The 19,198-nt window shown below is 69.5% G+C and carries 17 protein-coding genes and 1 riboswitch; of the genes, 6 read left to right on the top strand and 11 right to left on the bottom strand.

Features of this window, described 5'->3' with window-relative positions; translation table 11 throughout:
- The first annotated feature begins 2 nt into the window (after nucleotides 1–2).
- Together glmU and QSK35_RS33200 are read left to right on the top strand one after the other, a co-directional pair.
- Nucleotides 3–1,472, top strand: a complete 1,470-nt coding sequence (glmU, locus tag QSK35_RS33205) for a bifunctional UDP-N-acetylglucosamine diphosphorylase/glucosamine-1-phosphate N-acetyltransferase GlmU (protein ID WP_285751602.1) — start codon at nucleotides 3–5, stop codon at nucleotides 1,470–1,472.
- A gap of 17 nt (nucleotides 1,473–1,489) precedes the next feature.
- Nucleotides 1,490–2,461, top strand: a complete 972-nt coding sequence (locus QSK35_RS33200) for a ribose-phosphate diphosphokinase (RefSeq protein WP_285751659.1) — start codon at nucleotides 1,490–1,492, stop codon at nucleotides 2,459–2,461.
- Between the two features lie 64 nt (nucleotides 2,462–2,525).
- Here QSK35_RS33200 and QSK35_RS33195 read toward each other — a convergent pair whose 3' ends face one another.
- Nucleotides 2,526–3,050, bottom strand: a complete 525-nt coding sequence (locus QSK35_RS33195; RefSeq protein WP_285751601.1) for a dihydrofolate reductase family protein — start codon at nucleotides 3,048–3,050, stop codon at nucleotides 2,526–2,528.
- 248 nt (nucleotides 3,051–3,298) lie between these two features.
- Here QSK35_RS33195 and QSK35_RS33190 point away from each other — a divergent pair, with 248 nt between their 5' ends.
- From QSK35_RS33190 to pth, 3 genes are read left to right on the top strand one after another with little or no spacing between them, the layout of a single operon-like run.
- A complete protein-coding gene (locus QSK35_RS33190; RefSeq protein ID WP_285751600.1) occupies nucleotides 3,299–3,901 on the top strand; it encodes a 50S ribosomal protein L25/general stress protein Ctc in 603 nt (200 codons plus the stop codon).
- A 4-nt stretch (nucleotides 3,902–3,905) separates the two neighbouring features.
- Entirely contained in the window at nucleotides 3,906–4,463 is a 558-nt protein-coding gene (locus QSK35_RS33185; RefSeq protein ID WP_285751658.1) for a DivIVA domain-containing protein, read from the top strand.
- Nucleotides 4,426–5,022 (top strand): aminoacyl-tRNA hydrolase, encoded by a 597-nt coding sequence (gene pth, locus QSK35_RS33180; RefSeq protein ID WP_502881756.1) that lies wholly within the window; start codon nucleotides 4,426–4,428, stop codon nucleotides 5,020–5,022. The genes QSK35_RS33185 and pth overlap by 38 nt, the downstream gene beginning before the upstream one ends.
- Here the strand turns inward: pth and QSK35_RS33175 are convergent.
- Nucleotides 5,019–6,629, bottom strand: coding sequence for a fatty acyl-AMP ligase (locus QSK35_RS33175; RefSeq protein WP_285751598.1), 1,611 nt, complete (start codon nucleotides 6,627–6,629; stop codon nucleotides 5,019–5,021). The two genes, pth and QSK35_RS33175, sit on opposite strands and share 4 nt — an antisense overlap.
- Nucleotides 6,630–6,728: 99 nt before the next feature.
- Between QSK35_RS33175 and QSK35_RS33165 the strand changes: the two genes are divergently transcribed.
- Entirely contained in the window at nucleotides 6,729–8,009 is a 1,281-nt protein-coding gene (locus QSK35_RS33165) for a DivIVA domain-containing protein (RefSeq protein WP_502881755.1), read from the top strand.
- 94 nt (nucleotides 8,010–8,103) lie between these two features.
- Here QSK35_RS33165 and QSK35_RS33160 read toward each other — a convergent pair whose 3' ends face one another.
- From QSK35_RS33160 to metG, 9 genes are all read right to left on the bottom strand, one after another.
- A complete protein-coding gene (locus tag QSK35_RS33160) occupies nucleotides 8,104–9,870 on the bottom strand; it encodes an ABC-F family ATP-binding cassette domain-containing protein (protein ID WP_285751597.1) in 1,767 nt (588 codons plus the stop codon).
- Entirely contained in the window at nucleotides 9,870–10,835 is a 966-nt protein-coding gene (locus QSK35_RS33155; RefSeq protein ID WP_285751596.1) for a 4-(cytidine 5'-diphospho)-2-C-methyl-D-erythritol kinase, read from the bottom strand. Before QSK35_RS33155 ends, QSK35_RS33160 begins: the two co-directional genes overlap by 1 nt.
- A 46-nt stretch (nucleotides 10,836–10,881) precedes the next feature.
- A complete protein-coding gene (locus QSK35_RS33150; RefSeq protein ID WP_285751595.1) occupies nucleotides 10,882–11,586 on the bottom strand; it encodes a MetQ/NlpA family ABC transporter substrate-binding protein in 705 nt (234 codons plus the stop codon).
- 128 nt (nucleotides 11,587–11,714) lie between these two features.
- Entirely contained in the window at nucleotides 11,715–12,398 is a 684-nt protein-coding gene (locus tag QSK35_RS33145; RefSeq protein WP_285751594.1) for a methionine ABC transporter permease, read from the bottom strand.
- On the bottom strand, nucleotides 12,395–13,393 hold the full coding sequence (locus QSK35_RS33140) for a methionine ABC transporter ATP-binding protein (RefSeq protein ID WP_285751593.1): 999 nt from the start codon (nucleotides 13,391–13,393) through the stop codon (nucleotides 12,395–12,397). Before QSK35_RS33140 ends, QSK35_RS33145 begins: the two co-directional genes overlap by 4 nt.
- A gap of 204 nt (nucleotides 13,394–13,597) precedes the next feature.
- Nucleotides 13,598–13,691: riboswitch (SAM riboswitch) on the bottom strand.
- An 88-nt stretch (nucleotides 13,692–13,779) separates the two neighbouring features.
- Nucleotides 13,780–14,610: a 16S rRNA (adenine(1518)-N(6)/adenine(1519)-N(6))-dimethyltransferase RsmA gene (gene rsmA / locus QSK35_RS33135; protein WP_285751656.1), complete on the bottom strand. Its 831-nt coding sequence runs from the start codon at nucleotides 14,608–14,610 to the stop codon at nucleotides 13,780–13,782.
- Between the two features lie 184 nt (nucleotides 14,611–14,794).
- Nucleotides 14,795–16,105, bottom strand: a complete 1,311-nt coding sequence (locus QSK35_RS33130) for a resuscitation-promoting factor (RefSeq protein ID WP_285751655.1) — start codon at nucleotides 16,103–16,105, stop codon at nucleotides 14,795–14,797.
- A 386-nt stretch (nucleotides 16,106–16,491) separates the two neighbouring features.
- Complete coding sequence (locus QSK35_RS33125; RefSeq protein ID WP_285751592.1) at nucleotides 16,492–17,331, bottom strand: TatD family hydrolase; 840 nt, start codon at nucleotides 17,329–17,331, stop codon at nucleotides 16,492–16,494.
- Nucleotides 17,328–19,118 carry a methionine--tRNA ligase gene (gene metG, locus QSK35_RS33120; protein WP_285751591.1) on the bottom strand — a complete coding sequence of 597 codons (1,791 nt, stop codon included), beginning with the start codon at nucleotides 19,116–19,118 and terminating at the stop codon, nucleotides 17,328–17,330. Before metG ends, QSK35_RS33125 begins: the two co-directional genes overlap by 4 nt.
- Between the last annotated feature and the right edge of the window lie 80 nt (nucleotides 19,119–19,198).

The raw sequence follows: 19,198 nt of genomic DNA, 5'->3' as shown, positions 1-19,198 counted from the left end.
CGATGCTCGTGGGCGGAGTCAGCACGGTCGTCCTGGCGGCGGGTGAAGGCACCCGTATGCGTTCAGCGACACCAAAGGTGCTGCACCGGATCGCTGGCCGTTCGTTGGTGGAACACGCGGTACGCGCCGCCGCCGGCACCGACCCCGATCATCTGGCCGTGGTGGTCGGTCACGGGCGGGACGCGGTGACCACGCACCTGGACTCGGTCGCGTCCGAGCTCGGCCGCAAGATCACCGTCGCGGTCCAGGACCAGCAGAAGGGCACCGGGCACGCGGTCGGCTGCGGCCTGGCCGAGCTGCCCGCGGACCTGGGCGGCACGGTGCTCGTCACCTACGGCGACGTGCCGCTGCTCGACACCGAGACGCTGAAGGCGCTGCTCGCCGAGCACGCCGAGCGGGGCAACGCGATCACGGTGCTGACCGCCGTCCTGGAGAACCCGACCGGCTACGGCCGGATCGTGCGGGACGCCTCCGGCGCGGTCGTCAAGATCGTCGAGCAGAAGGACGCCACGCCCGACGAGCAGGCGATCACCGAGATCAACTCGGGCGTCTACGCGTTCGACGCGGCCGTGCTGCGCGACGGTCTCTCGCGGATCTCGACGAACAACGCGCAGGGCGAGCTCTACCTGACCGACGTGCTGGGCATCGCGCGCGGCGACGGCAAGCGCGTCGGCGCACTGATCGCGTCCGACCCGTGGCTGGTCGAGGGCATCAACGACCGGGTCCAGCTGGCCGCCGTGGGCGCCGAGCTGAACCGCCGGATCGTCGAGGGCTGGATGCGCTCCGGCGTGACGTTCGTCGACCCGTCGTCGGCGTGGATCGACGCCGACGTCCAGATCGGCCGCGACGCGCTGATCGAGCCGGGCGTGCAGCTCAAGGCCGGCACGGTCGTCGGCGAGAATGCGACCATCGGCCCGGACACCACGCTGTCGAACGTCACGGTCGGCGCGGGCGCCAAGGTCATCCGCACGCACGGCAGCGACTCGCACATCGGCGCGGGCGCGTCCGTCGGCCCGTTCGCCTACCTGCGCCCCGGCGTGCAGCTCGGCGAGAAGGGCAAGATCGGCACGTTCGTCGAGGTCAAGAACTCCGAGATCGGCGCGGGCAGCAAGGTGCCGCACCTGTCCTACATCGGTGACGCGACGATCGGCGAGGGCTCGAACATCGGGGCTGCGTCCGTCACGGTGAACTACGACGGCGTGCAGAAACATCGCACGATCATCGGTTCCCACTGCCGCACCGGCTCGGACAACATGTTCGTAGCCCCCGTGACCGTCGGCGACGGCGTCTACACGGGCGCGGGCACGGTCGTGCGCCGCAACATCCCGCCGGGTGCGCTGGCCGTCTCCGGCGGTCCGCAGCGCAACTTCGACGAGTGGGTGATCAAGCGGCGGCCGGGCACGGCCGCGGCTCAGGCGGCGGAAGCCGCGCTCGAGCAGCACAATGCCGAGACAACAGAGGAAGGTCGTTGACCGTGGTGAACCCGATGATGCCCGGCACGCCCAAGAAGAACCTGATGCTGTTCGGCGGACGTGCCTACCCCGAGCTGACCGAAGAGGTCGCCAAGCACCTCAACGTCACCGTCACCCCCCAGTCCGCGTACGACTTCGCCAACGGCGAGATCTTCGTGCGCTTCGAGGAGTCCGTCCGCGGCTGCGACGCGTTCGTCATCCAGTCGCACACCGCGCCGATCAACCAGTGGCTGATGGAACAGCTGATCATGGTCGACGCGCTGAAGCGGGCCTCCGCGAAGCGCATCACGGTGATCATGCCGTACTACCCGTACGGCAGGCAGGACAAGAAGCACCGCGGCCGTGAGCCGATCTCGGCCCGACTGGTCGCGGACCTGTTCAAGACCGCGGGCGCGGACCGGCTGGTGTCGGTCGACCTGCACACGGCGCAGATCCAGGGCTTCTTCGACGGCCCGGTCGACCACCTGTGGGCGATGCCGCTGCTGGCCGACCACATCCGCGGCAAGTACGCGGGCCACGACATCACCGTCGTCTCCCCCGACTCGGGCCGCACGAAGCTGGCCGAGAAGTGGGCCGACACCCTCGGTGGCGCGCCGATCGCGTTCATCCACAAGACGCGCGACCCGCTGCGCCCCAACGAGGTCGTCTCCAACCGCGTGGTCGGCAACGTCGCCGGGCGCCTCTGCATCGTGATCGACGACATGGTCGACACCGGCGGCACCATCGCCGGCGCGGTGAAGCAGCTGCTCGCCGAGGGCGCCGAGGACGTCGTGATCGCCGCGACGCACGGCATCCTGTCCGGTCCGGCCACCGAGCGCCTCTCGAACAGCGGCGCGCGCGAGGTCGTCTTCACCGACACGCTGCCGATCCCGGCGGAGAAGCGGTTCCCGCAGATGACCGTCCTGTCCATCGCCCCGCTGCTCGCGCGGGTGATCCAGGAGGTCTTCGAGGACGGCTCCGTCACCTCGCTGTTCGACGGCAACGCCTGAACGTAAGACACAGGGGGCCGGAGCGTAAGACTCGCGCGAGTCTTACGCTCCGGCCCCTCGTGTTTTACCTTCCGGCCACCCGATAGTGGAGGTCGGCGGGGCCGCTCAACGGTTCCAGGTACGTGCGCCCACCGTCGGGCAGCCGGATGCCCGCGCCCAGCAACACCGGCGCGATGTGCACGACGACCTCGTCGACCAGACCGGCGTCGAACGCCAGGCGCGCGAGCGTCGCCCCGAAGATCACGATCCCCCGGCCGTCCGCGGCGTTCAACGCCGCGCTGACGCCGTCCTCGATCGTGCCGGCCACGAAGCCGAACTCCTCGTCCTCCGGCGCCGGCCGCCTGGTCAGTACGAGGACGGGCCCCTGCCAGGCGCCGCCGTAGATGCCCTCCTTGCCGCCCACCCGGCCCGCCGCGTACTTGTCGTACATCCGGCGGCCGATCAGGATCGCGCCGGTCGTGTCGATCACGTGCCGCGCGAGCTCGGGCACGCCGCCACCGCGAGGCAGCCAGTCCATCTCGTCGTCGGGGCCCGCGATGAACCCGTCCAGCGACATCGTCACGTGCCAGCGCACCTTCGGTTCGTCCATGCACGGGTGGACCGCCAAAGGCCCTGGAAGTCATCGGTGGACCCCCGATTGGTGTCCGATGAACGCGTAGGCCTACACTGGTCGGGTTGCCTCGGCGAGGGCGAGCATCACGCTCGGCGTGATCGACGCGGCGGCTTGATGCCGTGCGTGTTTTCCGTTCCGCGCTGCTCGCCGCCGCAGGCCGCCACCCCCGCAGAACTTGTGCACCGCCCGACGTACAAGGCCAGACTTGTAAGGAGAGCCCCACCGTGTCCGAGGTCCGTCTCGCCGCTGAGCAGCGCACCGAATTCGGCAAGGGCGCAGCCCGCCGTACCCGTCGCGCCGGCAAGATCCCCGCGGTGCTCTACGGCCACGGTTCCGACCCGCAGCACCTGGCACTGCCGGCGCTCGAGTTCGCCCGTGTCGTCCGCGAGCACGGTCACAACGCCGTCCTCACCCTCGCCCTCGATGGCGGTAGTGAGCTGGCGCTGACCAAGACCGTCACCACGCACCCCATCAAGAACTACATCGAGCACGTCGACCTGCTGCTCGTCCAGCGCGGCGAGAAGGTCACCGTCGACGTCCCGGTCGTCGTCAACGGCGAGGCCGCGTCCGGCACCCTGGTCAACCAGGACCTGACCACCATCCAGGTCGAGGCCGAGGCGCTGCACATCCCGGAGCAGATCGAGGTCTCGATCGAGGGCGCCGCGTCCGGCACCCAGATCCACGCCTCCGACCTCACCCTGCCGTCCGGCGTCACCCTGGTGACCGACGGCGACGCCCTGGTCGTGGCCGTCAACGACGCGCCGACCGCCGCGCAGCTCGAGGGCGAAGAGTCGGCCGAGCCGGCCGAGGCCACCGAAGAGAGCTGAGCCCATCACGTCGGGCACATTTGACGGCTCGCCACCTCCGGACTCCGGGGGTGGCGAGCCGTTCCTTCGTCCGACGGAGGTGCGCACCGCGACCTTCCGCACGGTCCGCAGCGGCTACGACCCGGACCAGGTGCGGCAGGTGCTGAACATCGCCGCCGACGCGCTGGCCGGTCGGATGCGGTTCAACCCGGACCACGTGCGCACCGCGGTGTTCAAGGTCGTGCCGAACGGCTACGACCAGAAGGAGGTCGACGACCTCCTCGCGTTGCTCGAGTACCAGCTGCGCAACGGGATCGTCCCGCCGACCGGTCTGGAGAACGGCGAGAAACTGCTGGCAGTGAAGCTGCCCCGCGCCTCGAACGGATACGATCGAGGCGAGGTCGACGCCTTCCTCGCCCGCGCCGCGGCCAATCTGGACGGCCGGGGCGCGATGACCGCGAACGAGGTCAGGAACTCCCGGTTCAGCACGACGTCCGGCCTGCTGAACCGCGGGTACCAGGTACAGGCCGTCGACGCGTTGCTGGATGACATCGAGCAGGAGTTGCGGTTCCGTGGACGATGAGCTGGCCCTCGTGGTCGGACTGGGCAATCCGGGCCCCAGGTATGAAGGCAACCGCCACAACATCGGCTTCCTCGTGCTCGACGAGCTCGCCGCCCGCGTGGGCGGGAAGTTCAAGGCACCCAAGGGCGGCGCCTCCCTGATCGAGGGCCGGCTGGCCGGACGCCGGGTGGTGCTCGCCAAACCGCAGACGTTCATGAACCTCTCCGGCGGCCCGGTCGCGGGTGCGATGAAGTTCTTCAAGGTCGAGCCCGCGAACGTCATCGTGATCCACGACGAGCTGGACCTGCCGTTCGCCACGATCCGGATGAAGCTCGGCGGTGGCGACAACGGCCACAACGGACTGCGCTCCATCACGAAGTCATTGGGCACCAAGGACTATCTGCGCGTGCGCTTCGGCGTGGACCGCCCGCCGGGCCGCATGGACCCGGCGGACTACGTCCTCAAGGACTTCTCCACGGTCGAACGCAAGCAGCTCGCCCTGGAGATCGACAGGGCCGCCGACGCCGTGGAAGCCCTACTGGCGTACGGCCTCGAAGCGGCCCAGAACAAGTTCCACTAGACCAGCTCGGCCGCCGCGGAACGCCGGAGCTTGCCCGACGGCGTCTTCGGCAGCGTTCCCGGCGGCTGCACCACGACCGCGAACGGCCGCAGCCCCACGGCGTCCACGACCCGCGCCGCGATCTGCTTCGACAGGTCCCGCACGGCCTCGTCGTCGTCGGCCAGCCGGGACTCGACCACGACCGCGAACCGCTCGCGTTGCGTCCCGGCGTCGAGCCGCACGGCCACAGCGTTGCCGGCGCGCACGCCCTCGACGGAACAGGCCGCCCGTTCGACGTCGGTCGGGTAGATGTTGCGGCCGCCCATGATGATCACGTCCTTGCGCCGCCCGCAGACGACGACCTGGCCGTCGACGACGTAGCCGATGTCGCCGGTGTTGAGCCAGCCGTCGGCGTCCTGCGTGGCCAGCGGGCCGTCCACGGTGAGGTAGCCGGGCGTCACGGCGGCGCCGCGCACCCTCAGCTCGCCGACCTCGCGTTCGCCGAGCACCTTGCCCTCGTCGTCGACGACCTCGACCTCCAGACCCGGCAGCGGCGGTCCCAGGAGCGGGAACGCGCGTCCGGTGTCAGATGGCACCGCGCGCCGACCGGCCTCGAGCTCGTCGGCGTCCACGACGTCCACGGTGAGACCGCTGAACAACGGGGCGAACGCGACGCCCAGCGTGGCCTCGGCCATGCCGTAGGCGGCGAGGATGCACTCCGGGCGCAGCCCGAACCGCGCGCCCGCGTCGGTGAACGACTTCACCGCGGCCGGGTCGATGGGCTCGGCGCCGTTCAGGGCGAGGCGCAGCGTGGACAGGTCGAAGCTGTCGGCCGAGCTGGCCAGCCGGCGCGCGACGATCGCGTAGGCGAAGTTCGGCGCGGCGGTGATCGTGCCCTTGTACCGGGTGATGAGGTCGGCCCAGAGCGTGGGGCGGGACAGGAAGTCGACCGGGGTGACCTTCACCAGCTCGAGCCCGAACAGCATCGGCACGGTCAGGAACCCGACCATGCCCATGTCGTGGAACAGCGGCAGCCACGACACCATCACGTCGTGCTCGGGATCCAGCGCCGCGGCCTCCCGCATGGCCAGCGCGTTCGACATCAGGTTGGCGTGCGTGATGCGCACGGCCTTCGGGTCCGCCGTTGATCCACTGGTTAGCTGCAGCAGCGCCGTGGCATCCTCGGTGACGGGAACAGGTTCGGCGATCGGCGCACCGTCGAGCTCGTCGATCTTGCGGTAAGCGATGCCGTGCTCGTCGAGGACGCCCGCGAGCGCGTCGAACGGGCGGCCGAGCAGCACGAGCGTCGAGCCGATCATGGACAGGACCTTGAGCGTGTCCTGGGCCCATTCGGCCAGGTCCGTGCGGGCGGTCGGCTGGTGCAGCATGGTGACGCTGCCACCGCGCAGCCACGCGGCCTGCACGGCGGGCGCGATCGACGCGGGCTCACCGGCGAGCACCGCGATGGCGGTCCCGGCGGGCACGTCCAGGGCGCCGGCGATGCGTTTGGCGTGCTCGTGCACCTCACCCCAGGTCCGGCGGACGGGGGCGGCGGGCTCTCCCGTCGTGATACCCCGGTCGCGACCATTGGTGGCGGTCGCCAGCATCATGTCCACGAACTGACTCATGGTTTCGGAGCCTAGTGGCGAGTGTTGCTCCGTCAGGGCGAAACACCACCCCACCCTGCACGCGATACTCCCCGTAACAAGCGCACAAGGAGGTAATTGGTGGATCGGGCCGGCTACGGACAACGGCAGCACGCAGCGCCGGCTCACCCGGCGCCTCTGCTGACCGCTCAGGACGTCGCACAGGTGGCGTTCCACCGTCCGCCGCAGGGGGAACGCGGGTACGACGCCAGCGAGGTCGACGCGTTCCTGGACCTGGTCGAGGACACCATGCGCGGCAAGGACTTCCTGACCCGCGAGGACGTGCAGAAACTCAAGTTCAAGCGCGCGATGGGCCGCGACCCCGGCTACGACATGAACGAGGTCAACGTGTTCATGCAGCTGGTCGCCGACACCCTGCGCGCCACCCCGCAACGCCAGCAGGCGCTGGCCCCGGCCCAGGGCGCGCACGCCACGTCGTCCCGCCTGACGCCGGCGATGCGGTTGACCCCCGAAGACGTCGCCGCCGTGCGCTTCCACAAGCCGCGTCCCGGCACCACGGGCTACCACGAGGGCCAGATCGACGCGTTCCTCGACCGTATCGAGGCCACGCTGCGCGGTCAGGACAACCTGTCGGCCCAGGAGGTGCAGACCGCGGAGTTCGGCCCCGCCGCCGCGGGCACATACGGCTACGACGAGGAGGACGTCGACACGTTCCTCGACCTCGTCGTCGTGATGCTCGAGACGATGCCGCCCCCGCGCCCGCCGCGCCAGCAGCCCGTGCCGCCGCCCCGGCCCGCTTCGGCGCCGGGTGCTTCGGCTCCGGTCGCGAAGCCTGTGGCTCCTCCTGCTCCGGTTGTGAAACCGGTCACTCCTCCGATGGTGACCGCGCAGGACGTGCGCGACATCGGCTTTCACCGCCCGCCCCGCGGCCGGCGCGGCTACCAGGAGTCGCAGGTGGACGCGTTCCTCGACCGCATCGAGGCCACCCTGCTCGGCAAGGACAACCTGACCGCCAAGGACATCCGCGACGCCCGGTTCAGCCGCCCGCTGCTCGGCAGACGCGGCTACGACGAGGCGGAGGTCGACGCCTTCCTGTCCCGCGTCGAACAACAGCTGGCGGGCCCGGTGCGCTCGATCCAGCCGATCCGTTCGTGGAAGGAACTGCGCCAGCTGCGCATCCCGACCGCCCCACCCGGCCAGCGCGGCTACCGCACGGCCCAGGTGGACCGGATGCTCGAGGAGATCGGCGTCGCGCTGGACGGCATGCTCGGCGCGTCGTCCGAGGAAGTCGCCAAGGCCAAGTTCACGTACTCGCTGCTGACCGGCCAGGGCTACGACAGCTCGTTCATCGACGAGCTGATGCCCATGCTGGCCGCCGAGCTACGCCGCCGGGGTCGCTAACCCGCGAGTCCCACCTTCCCGCACCCCGTGTCCCACCTTCGCGCGTGCGGGAACGTGGGACTCACCTTGCGGGAAGGTGGGACTCGCGGATGGCTTAGCCCTCGACGACCTCTGCGGCTTCCATCCACTGAGTCTCGACGTCGCCGAGCTCGGCCAGTACGGTTCGCAGCTCGGCGTCCAGCGACAGCAGCTTCTCCGGATCCGTAGCCGCCTCGGCCAGCGCGTTGTGCAACTCGGCTTCCTTCTTGTGCAGCACCTCGAGCCGCCGCTCCAGCCGAGCCAGCTCCTTGCGGGCGGCCCGCTGGTCCGCGGCGTTCGACGGAGCCTTGGGCGCCGCGGCCGGAGTGGATTCCGCAGCCTTCAAGGCATCCCGCCGCGCGAGGTACTCCTCGATCCCACCGGGCAACGAGGTCAGCTTGCCGTCACCGAACAACGCGACCACCTGGTCGCACACGCGCTCGACGAGGTACCGGTCGTGCGAGATGACCACCAGAGTCCCCGGCCAGGAATCCAGCAGGTCCTCCAGCTGCTGCAGCGTGTCGATGTCGAGATCGTTGGTCGGCTCGTCGAGCAGCAGCACGTTGGGCTCGGCCATGAGCAGCCGGCACAGCTGCAGCCGCCGCCGCTCGCCACCGGACAGGTCCGCAACCGGCGTCCACTGCTTCTGCGAGGAGAACCCGAACCGTTCTCCCAGCTGTGACGCGGACATCTCGTACTTGCCGAGCACCACGCGGCGGGCGACCTCCTCGATCGCCTCCAGCACGCGCATGGACCCGTCGAGGTCCTGCAGCTCCTGCGAGAGGTGCGCGAGCTTCACCGTCTGGCCCTGGATCCGTTTGCCTGTCTCAGGTTCGCGCTCGCCGGCGAGCAACCGCAGCAACGTCGTCTTGCCGGAACCATTGACCCCGACGAGACCGACCCGGTCGCCCGGACCGATGCGCCACGTCAGGTCGCGCACCAAAGTCCGGTCCGGAATGGACAGTGTGACGTCCTCCAGCTCCAGGACCGTGCGCCCCAGCCGCCGTTTCGCGAACGCCATCAGCTCGACGGTGTCACGCGGCGCGGGCACGTCCGCGATCAACGCCTCGGCGGCCTCGATTCGGTAGCGGGGCTTGGAAGTACGTGCGGGAGCACCGCGGCGCAGCCACGCCAGTTCCTTGCGCGCCAGGTTGCGCCGCTTCTCCTCCAGCGTGTCGGCGAGCCGGGCCCGCTCGGCGCGCGCGAAGATCCAGTCCGCGTAGCCGCCCTCGTACTGTTCCACCGCTCCATTCACGACTTCCCAGGTGCGGTTGCAGACCGTGTCGAGGAACCAGCGGTCGTGCGTCACGACGACCAGCGCGCCCTTGCGGGCCAGCAGATGGGACGCGAGCCAGCGCACACCTTCGACGTCGAGGTGGTTGGTCGGCTCGTCGAGCACGATCAGGTCCAGTTCGCGCACGAGTGTCGCGGCCAGTGCGACGCGCTGCCGTTCACCACCCGACATCGTGGAGACCACGGAGTCCAGGCCCAGCGCGGAGATTCCGAGTCCGTCCAAAATGGACCGGACGCGGGCGTCCGACGCCCACTCGTGGTCCGCGTCGTGTCCGAGCGGGTCGATGACCGCGTTGCGCACGGTCGAACCGTGCGGCAGCTCCGTTCGCTGCGTCACGACGGCCATGCGCAGGTCGCGGGTTCGCGACACGCGGCCGTCGTCCGCGGGTTCGAGGCCCGCGAGGACCTCCAGCAGCGTGGTCTTGCCGCCACCGTTGAGGCCCACGACACCGATGCGGTCGCCCTCGTTGACGCCGAGCGACACGGCGTCGAGCAACGGGCGCACGCCGAAGGACTTGGAGACGGACTCCAGGTTGACCAGGTTGGCCATCAGGCGTGCACCTCGGGCGGGATCGGACGGGGCGTCTCGTCGGTGGAGATGATCTTCGCGCCGGGCACCGGGCCCTGCGCGACACGGACCGTGCGGCACACGCCGGCACCGGCCAGTTCGGCGGCCACTCGTACGGCGGCATCGCCGTCGGTGCACAGGAAGGCGCACGTGGGGCCGGAGCCGGACACGATGCCGGCCAGGGCACCCGCGGTCACGCCCGCGCGCAGCGTGCGGCGCAGGTTCGGGCGCAGCGAGACGGCCGCGGCCTGCAGGTCGTTGCCCAGCAACAGGGCGAGCTGGCGCGGATCGCCGGAGGAAAGGCCCTCCAGGACCGCCTCGACGGCACCCACGCGCGGCGGGTCGCCCTCGCGGCGCAGGCGGTCCAGCTCGTCGAAGACGTCCGGCGTGGACAGGCCGCGCCGGTCGAACGCGAGCACCCAGTGGAACTGGTGCCTGCCGAGCACCGGCACGATCTGCTCGCCGCGGCCGGTGCCGAGCGCGGTGCCGCCGTAGAGCGCGAACGGCACGTCCGCGCCCAGCTTCGCGGCCAGGCCCGCCAGCTCGTCGCGGCTGATCTCCAGCCGCCACAGCGCGGCGAGGCCGACCAGCGTGGCGGCGGCGTCCGCGCTGCCACCCGCCATGCCCCCGGCGACCGGGATGTTCTTGCGGATCACGACCCGGACCTTCGGGTCGTCGGGGTCCTTGCCGACGTGCTGGGCGAGCACCCGCACGGCCCGCCACGCGAGGTTGGACGCACCCGTGGGCACCGAGTCCGCGCCCTCGCCGTGCACCTCGACGCCGGGCTCGTCGGCCACCGCGACGGTCACCTCGTCCGCGAGCGACAGGGCCTGGAAGATCGTCACCAGGTCGTGGTAACCGTCAGGACGCGCGTCTCCGACGGCCAGGTGCAGGTTGACCTTGGCCGGAACGCGAACCGTGACCGGGGGTGGAACTACTGCGAGCACCACGTCAGCCTACGGGCGTTCCGGCCGTCCTCACGTAATCCCCTGGTCAGACCGCGATCACCGAACCCGAGAACTGCTTGGTGATGTACTCCTTCACCTGCGCGGACTGCAGGAGCTCCGCCAGCTTCCTCACCCGTGCGTCATCCTTCAGTTCCGCCCGCGTGACCAGGCCGTTCGCATTCGGGTTGTTCTCGGCCTTCTCCAGCACGAGAGCGTCCGAAGCGGGCTTGAGGCCGGCGTCGATCGCGTAGTTGCCGTTCACGACGGACGCGTCGGTGTCCTCCAGCGACCGCGGCAGCTGCGCGGCCTCCAGCGTGACGAACTGCAGGTTCTTCGGGTTCTCGGCGACATCGCGGACCGAGACGTCCGCGCCCTGCTTACCCAGCTTGATCAGGCCGTTGGCCTCCAGCAACCGCAGGCCGCGCGCCTCGTTCGTCGCGTCGTTGGCGAGACCGATCTTCGAACCGGACGGCAGGTCGTTCAGCGACTTGTGCTTCTTGGAGTACACGCCCAGCGGCTCGATGTGCACGGGCGCGATCCACTCGACCTTCGCGCCGCTCTGCTGCTTGAACGTCTCCAGGTACGGCACGGTCTGGAAGTAGTTGGCGTCCAGCGACCCGTCCACCAGCGCCGTGTTCGGCTGGACGTAGTCGGTGAACTCGACGACCTCGATCTTCAGGCCCTTGTCCTTGGCCAGGGTGTCCGCGACGTAGCGCAGGATCTGCGCGTGCGGGACGGGCGAGACGCCCACCTTCAACGTGTCGGTGGAGGCGGCCGAACCGCCCCCGGAGCACGCTGTCAGGGCAAGGAGGGCAGCCGAAACAAGGGCAGCACGAATACGCATTACGTTCCTTTTGAGAGAGTCAGCCCGAGTAGGACTCAGATGGCCGCGTGCCGGCGTCGGTCAGACGCCCGAGCAGCACGCGTAAAACCGAACTGGAGAACCGTGGTCAGCACCGCGAGCCACGCGACGGTGCCCCACAGGATCCGGTCGTTGAACCGTTGGTAGCCCTCACGGATCGCGAGGTCACCGAGCCCGCCGCCGCCGATCACGCCGGCCATCGCGGAGTACCCGATCAAGGCGATCACGGTCACACCGATGGCGTTGATCAGCGCGGGCAACGACTCCCGCAGCAGCACGCTGCGCACGATCTTGACCGTCGTCGCACCCGTCGTGACGGCCGCCTCGACGACCGACACGTGCACCTCGGACAGGATGTTCTGCACGAGCCGGCCGACGAACGGGATCGCACCCACGGACAACGGCACGATCACCGCGCTGCTGCCGATCGACCCGCCCACGATGAGGCGGGTGACCGACGTCAGCGCGACCAGCAGCACGATGAACGGCATCGAGCGACCGAGGTCGGTCACGAAGCCGAGGATCCGGTGCACGGCCGGCTGTGGCCGCAGCCCACCCGGTGAGGTGAGCTGCAGCCAGACGCCGACCGGAATGCCGAAGAGCGTGGCGATCAGGGTGGAGACACCGACCATGTACAGCGTCTCGCCGGTGGCCTCGACGAGGAGTTCGACCACGTCGGACCAGGGTGTTGCAGACCTCACGCAGCTACTCCCTGCGGCCCCTTCAGCGTGCGCCGCACCGCGGCACCCGCGTCGGAGATCCACTCGAGCGCCGAGTCGGCCCGCTCACCGGTGAGGCCCACGCGGAACCGCGCGACCGGCGTCTCGCCGAGCCGGGTGAAGCCGCCGCCGAGCAGGTTCAGCTCGACGCCGAACCGGTTGGCGGCCTCGGGCAGCAGCGCGCCGACCGCGGCGAACCCGATCAGCACGACGTCCGCGACGCGGTCGTACGCGCTCTCGTTCACCGGGTTCTGGTCGACGGCGGGCAGCAGCGTGGACGCGGTCCGGCTGGCCGCGTCGGTGACGAGGTCGAGCACGCGGCCGTTCTCCACGACCCGCCCGTCCTCGAGCACGGCGACGTCGTCGCAGATCTTCCGGACGACGCTCATGTCATGGGTGACCACGAGGACGGTCACGCCGAGCTCGGCGCGCGCCCGGTCCAGGACGGTCAGTACGGAGCCGGTGGTCTCGGGGTCGAGCGCGGACGTCGGCTCGTCGGCGAGCAGCACGGAGGGGCCGGCGGCGAGCGCGCGCGCCACCGCGATCCGCTGCCGCTGACCACCGGAGAGCTGGTCGGGGTAGCTGCCGGCCTTGTCGGTCAGGCCGACGAGGTCGAGGAGCTCGCCGACGCGGGTGCGGCGCTGCGGTCCGGGCACGCCTGCGGACTCCAGCGGCAACGCGATGTTGCCCGCGGCGGTGCGCTGCCGCAGCAGCGAGTCCCCTTGCGGCACAACGCCGATCTGGCGCCGCGCGTTGCGCAGCGCGGTGCCGCCGAGCGCGGTGATGTCGGTGCCGTCGACGCGGATGGCGCCGCTGTCCGGGCGCTCCAGCAGCGCGACGCACCGGGCGAGGGTGGACTTGCCCGCTCCGCTGGGTCCGACGACACCGAGCACGGAACCGGACTGGACGTCCAGCGTGACGCCCTTGAGCGCCGGGACACCCTGGAAGGACTTGGTGAGGTTTTCGACTGTGATCATGGCTTCGTTGCTCCCACGACTGCGCGCGGCGGCGCACGCCCCAGGGCGTGTGCTGGCCGGAATCCTGCTCGAGATACGTCCGATGTGGACGACAAGGACTGTTGAAGGCGCCTTAGACGAGGTGGCGACGACAGCCGGACGCGGTACGGCGGCACTGGTCAACTACTCGCCGGCGCGTGAGCATTCGCTGAGTGGGCACTTCTTCCTCCATCGCTCCTGGCGGTAGCACCTGCCCGCATCCAGCGGGTGGTTGCTGCGACGTCGTAGAGCCAGGTCTCTCGGCCGCTCGGGATGGCACTTCGAAGTGAACAGGACCAGACCAGTCGAACGCAAGCCAAAAATGGGATCGTTCGACATATCACACTTCTGGCCGAAAGATCACTTGCTTACGCCTCGGCGATCCGGACGAAGTCCCTTACGGCCAGTTGCTCGCCGCGGGCACCGGGGTCGACCCCGGCCTTGCGCAGCAGCTCCTCGGCCGCCACGGCGCTGCCGGCCCACCCGGCGAGCGCCGCTCGCAGCGTCTTGCGTCGCTGTGCGAATGCCGCGTCCACAAGGGAAAACAGCCGCTCGCGGTCCACAGTGGACAGCGGCTCGGCGCGCCTGGTGAAGGCCACCAGCGCGGAGTCGACGTTCGGCACCGGCCAGAACACGTTCCGGCCCACCGGCCCGGCCTTGCGGGCGTCGGCGTACCAGGCGAGCTTCACGCTGGGCACGCCGTAGATGCGACTGCCGGGGCCGGCCGCCATCCGGTCCGCGACCTCGGCCTGCACCATGACCAGGCCGGTGCGCAGGGACGGCAGCTCGGCCAGCAGGTGCAGCACGACGGGCACCGCGACGTTGTACGGCAGGTTCGCGACCAGCGCGGTCGGCTGCGCCGGCAACTGGTCCGCGGTGACCTTCATCGCGTCGGCGTGGACGACGCTGAGCCGGTCCGCCAGCTCCGGCGCCTGCTCACGTGCGGTCGCGGGCAGCCGCTGCGCCAGCACGGGGTCGATCTCGACCGCCACGACGCTCTTGGCGGCGGGCAGCAACGCCAGGGTGAGCGACCCGAGACCGGGTCCCACCTCGAGCACGACGTCGTCGTCGGTCAGCTCCGCCGCCGACACGATCCGGCGGACCGTGTTCGGGTCGTGCACGAAGTTCTGCCCGAGCTTCTTGGTGGGCCGAATGCCCAACTCGGCGGCGAGCCTGCGCACATCAGCGGGTCCGAGCAACGTCACCGCGGCATTCTCCCACCCCGTGAAGTGCCCTGAAGGGCACCCTCGGGACACCGGACGCCCTGAGGGTGCCCTTCAGGGCACTTCGCGACATCCTCCCGCCCAGCCCGAGAACCGTTATGGCCACCTTCACGGACCTGAAGTCCGTGAAGGTGGCCATAACGGTCGTTCGAAGTGGGGGTTACGGCAGGCCGAGCTTGCTGGAGCAGGCCGGCCAGGCCGAGTAGCTGCCGCCACGGCCGTCGCGCACCTTGGTCGCGATGGCGATCTGCTGCTCACGCGAAGCCTGGTGCGGGTAGGCCGCGAAGGCCGAGCCGCCGTAGGCGTCCCACGTGGACTTGTTGAACTGCAGGCCGCCGTAGTAGCCGTTGCCGGTGTTGATGGCCCAGTTGCCGCCGGCCTCGCACTGCGCCAGCTTGTCCCAGATCGCACCGTCCGGGGGCATCTTGGTGCCCTCGACGACCTTCTTGGGCTTCGGGGCCTTGGTCTCCTTCGCGCCGAGCTTCTCGCGCGAGACTTCCTTGCCGTTCTTGACCGTCACGCGGTAGGTGACGATCTGCTCGCCCGCCTCGCCGGGGTCGAGCACCTTCTGCTCGCCCCGCATCATGTTCGGGTCCTGGGTCTTCTCGACCGGGGGTGCGATCGGCTCGGTGGCGTTCATCACGGTGACGCCGGTCCGGCTGATGTGGACCTCGGCGCCGTTCGTGATCTTGACGTCGAGCCCGGCGTCGACCGCGTCCTCAGGGCCGAGCGTCAGGTTCTCGTTCTTCATCAGCTCGTCGACGGTGACCGCGGTCGTCCTGACCTCGCGGACGTCCTTGGCGCCGTCGTACAGCTTGATGGTCTTGAGGGTCTTGACCTCGAGGTTCATTCCCTCGAGCGGAACGTCCTGCGCACCGGGCGCGGAGAACCACGCGCCCTCGGTGTTGACGCCGAGCTGCTTCGCGGCCTCTTCGACGGTGACCGAGCGGACCCAGTCCTCGCGCTGCTGGCCGTCGACGCTCATCTTGATCAGCCGGCCGCGGTCGAGGGTGATCTTGCCGCCGTCGGAGACCGTGGCGTTCAACGACGGCGACAGCGCGTCGTGCTCGCCGACCTTGATGCCCTCCTCCTGGAGGATCTCACCGACGGTCGAGTCGAACGAGTGGACGGTCTGCGCCTTGCCGTCGATGTCGACGGTGACGGACTTGTCCATCGCCATCGCGGTGACGCCACCGCCGGAGATGGACACCAGGACGGCCGCGACGGCGCCCTTGAGGAACCGGCGCTTCCAGCCGCCGACGGCGGCCACGAGAGCCTCGGGGGTCTCCTCTTCCTCCTTGGGGAGGACCAGAGGAGGCATGACGGTCGTCTCGGCGTTGATGAGCCGGATGAGCTCGTCGACGTCGACGTTGGCCGTCGCGAGCAGATCGTCCGCGTCCGGGCCGAGTACCTCGAGCACGTCCGCCGGGGTGATGCTCAGCGCACCGGCGGGAAAGCTCGGGTGATCCATCAGGCCGACGGAAGTCTTCGTGCCGACCGGGGTGAACCAGTCCGTGTCCTCGTTGAAGTCGTACTGTTCGGACTCGGGCTGTCTACCGTGCGTCACAGGGTTGATACCTCCATTGCGGAAGCCCAGTGCCACCGCATATTTGGTGTTGACGTGATCTTTCGAGGTTGAGCTCGAAGGTTCCCGGCAACTCCTCCTACGTGGTCTGGCGTCTTCTCGCGTCTGGCTCGGAACCCGCCCCGACAGCGGGCGTGCCTGGAAGCGACTAGATCGTCGTCTCTGGCACGGTCACGGGACAGTAACGGGGTCGCGGACGTTGCGCAAACACCCCGGGAGAATTCGTGACCTCAGTTACACCATCGGGGGCGCAACCTGCTGCTCCGAACGCTCTACGCACCATTTGAGTCACCGAGGTCAAAGACCCGTTGGGCGGTTCGAGTGACCGCCGCGCAGAAATCATTCACATCTTCACCACGCAGCGTGGCGAGATCGCGTGCCGTGTACGCCACGCAGTAGGGCTCGTTCGGGCGGCCGCGGAACGGGTGCGGGGTGAGGAACGGCGCGTCCGTCTCGATCAACAGCTGGTCGGACGGCACCAGCACCGCGGCCTCGCGCAACGCGCGCGCGTTCCGGAACGTCACCGGCCCGGCGAACGACAGGACGAACCCGCGGTCGACACACTTCCGGGCGAACTCCGCGTCACCCGAAAAACAGTGGAAGACCACAGTGGAGGGTGCGCCCACCTCGTCGAGGATCTTGAGAATGTCGTCGTGCGCGTCCCGGTCGTGGATCATCAACGGCTTGCCGGCGCGCTTGGAAAGCTCGATGTGCCAACGGAAAGCGGCCTGCTGGGCCTCAGGCGGCGAGTAGTCCCAGTAATAGTCCAAACCGGTCTCGCCGATCGCGACGACCCGCTCGCCCGCCGCCAGTTTCTCGATCTCGGCCTTCTCGGCGTCACCGAACTGTGCGGTCCGGGTCGGGTGCACGGCCACCGCCGCGAACACCCGCGGGTCCCACGTGGAGGCCTCGGCGGCCCACCGGGCCGCGTCGAGATCGTCCGCGACGGTGATCACCCGCGAGACGCCGGCCGCGTTGGCGCGGTCCAGCATCTCGGCGACCTGCTCGGGCGTGGTGGCGCCGCACGCGTCGAGATGCGTGTGGGCGTCCACCACCGGCGCCGGAAGGCGGTCCGGCACCGGTGGCAGCTCTTTCACCTGACGATCGGTCATTTAACGATGGGGGCCCACTCGGGGCCCGTCTCGCCGAGCTCGGGGTCGAGCTTCGCGAACAGCGGCGACGGCTTGTCCAGCGGCCGGCCGACCTCGATCGGCGTGGATTCCCAGACGGCCTGTTCGTTCGCGTAGTCGCCCTGCAGGACGGGGTACGAGCGCTCGGGCACGTCCAGGTCGTCGACCTCGCGGATCTCCGGCTGCGCGGCCCACACGCCCGTGCCGCCCAGCGCCTCGTGCACCTTCTGCGCCGAGTGCGGCAGGAACGGCGTCATCAGGGTGTTCGCGTCCTGCACGACCTGCAGCGCGGTGTGCAGCACGGTGTCGCGCCGGTCCGGGTCGTCCTTGAGCTTCCACGGCTCCTGGTCGGACAGGTACTTGTTCGCCGCGCTGATGACCCGCATGGCCTCGCCGGACGCCTGCTTGAACCGCGACCGCCGCAGGTGCGCGCCGACCGTGTCGAACGCGGCCTTGGACTGCGCGAGCAGCTCGTGGTCCGCGCTGGTGAGAGCCGTGGCCTTCGGGATGGAGCCGACGTTCTTGTGCGCCATCGAGATCGAGCGGTTGACCAGGTTGCCCCACTCGTTGGCCAGCTCGAAGTTCGTCCGGCGGACGAACTCGTCCCAGGTGAAGTCGGTGTCCTGGTTCTCCGGGCCGGCGACCGAGATGAAGTAGCGCAGCGCGTCCGGTCCGAAGTCCCGCAGGAAGTCCGTGACGTAGATGACCGTGCCGCGCGAGGTGGAGAACTTCGACCCGGTCATGGTGAGGAACTCGCTGGACACGACCTCGGTCGGCAGGTTGAGCGTGCCGAACGCACCCGGCTCGCCGCCCTTGTCGCCCGCGCCGTTCTGCCCGAGCAGCAGCGACGGCCAGATCAGCGAGTGGAAGACGATGTTGTCCTTGCCCATGAAGTAGTAGCCCTGGGCGTCACCCGTCCAGAACTCCTTCCAGGCGTCCTTCTCGCCGGTGCGACGTGCCCACTCGACGCTCGCGCTCAGGTAGCCGATGACCGCGTCGAACCACACGTAGAACCGCTTCATCGGCTGGTCGCGCCACCCGTCGAGCGGGATCGGCACACCCCAGTCGAGGTCGCGCGTGATCGCGCGCGGCCGCAGGTCGTCGATCAGGTTCGAGCTGAACTTCAGCACGTTGGGCCGCCACTCGGTGCGGCTCTGCAGCCACTCGCCCAGCGCCGTGCTGAACGACGGCAGGTCGAGGAACAGGTGCTCGGTCTCGACGAACTTCGGCGTCTCGCCGTTGACCTTGGACCGCGGGTTCTTCAGCTCGATCGGGTCGAGCTGACGGCCACAGTTGTCGCACTGGTCGCCGCGCGCGCCGTCGTAGCCGCAGTGCGGGCAGGTGCCCTCGATGAACCGGTCCGGCAGCGTGCGGCCGGTCGACGGGCTGATCGCGCCCATCTCGGTCTTGGGGATGACGTAGCCGTTGCGCCACAGCGCGAGGAACAGCTCCTGCACCACCTGGTAGTGGTTGCCGGTGGTCGTGCGGGTGAACAGGTCGTAGGACAGCCCGAGGCCCTGCAGGTCCTCGGCGATCACGCGGTTGTACTTGTCCGCGAGCTCGCGGGTGGTCAGGTTCTCCTTCTCGGCCTGCACCGAGATGGGCGTCCCGTGCTCGTCCGTGCCGCTGACCATGAGCACCCGGTGGCCCGACATTCGCATGTAGCGGGAGAAGACGTCGGAGGGGACACCGAAACCGGAGACATGACCGATGTGCCGGGGGCCGTTGGCATAAGGCCAGGCCACCGCGGTCAGTACGGAGGCACTCATGCGCAACAGCCTACGGAGGCCGTGCTACCGACTTCCCACGGCATGGGGTCGTGAGTGGTTTCCGTCGTCATAGCGACGGA

It is taken from the genome of Lentzea sp. NBRC 105346 (genome assembly GCF_030269605.1).
Taxonomy (GTDB): Bacteria; Actinomycetota; Actinomycetes; order Mycobacteriales; family Pseudonocardiaceae; genus Lentzea.
The sequence above is the reverse complement of the archived record's forward strand: the minus strand, read 5'-3'. Positions and strand labels throughout refer to the sequence as shown.